Origin of the sequence: Specibacter sp. RAF43 (assembly GCF_052114065.1) — a bacterium.
Taxonomy (GTDB): Bacteria; Actinomycetota; Actinomycetes; order Actinomycetales; family Micrococcaceae; genus Specibacter.
On sequence record NZ_JBFREA010000084.1, the window covers coordinates 1 to 342 of the forward strand.

At 51.2% G+C, this 342-nt stretch carries 1 protein-coding gene; it reads left to right on the forward strand.

Translation table 11 applies throughout. From position 1 onward, the window contains the following. The coding region (locus AB4Y80_RS16980; protein WP_442215507.1) for a hypothetical protein at nucleotides 1-342 on the forward strand (342 nt) is incomplete at both ends.

Below are 342 nucleotides of genomic sequence, written 5' to 3' on the forward strand. Positions count from 1 at the left end.
AAATTCGAAACCAGCTAAAAAACCATCCACCACCACAGGGGCGGCAGCAGACGATCCAATAACCAATCAACAAACAATTGGTATCAATAAAACTTGGCACACTATTGAGTTCTCAAACAACAACCACACCCGACCAACACACCCGAAACCCAACACACAATTCCGTGGCGATCAGCGCCGGAGCAACTTCTCAAATATACCCGACCCCGCCCGGCAACGCAAACCACAAACCGTGACCCACACCACCAAACCACCGACACAAACCACCCACAACAGGCAACCCACACCGGAGAATCGGCACCCCAACGAACCGGGGCAACTCGAAAAACAATACACACCTTT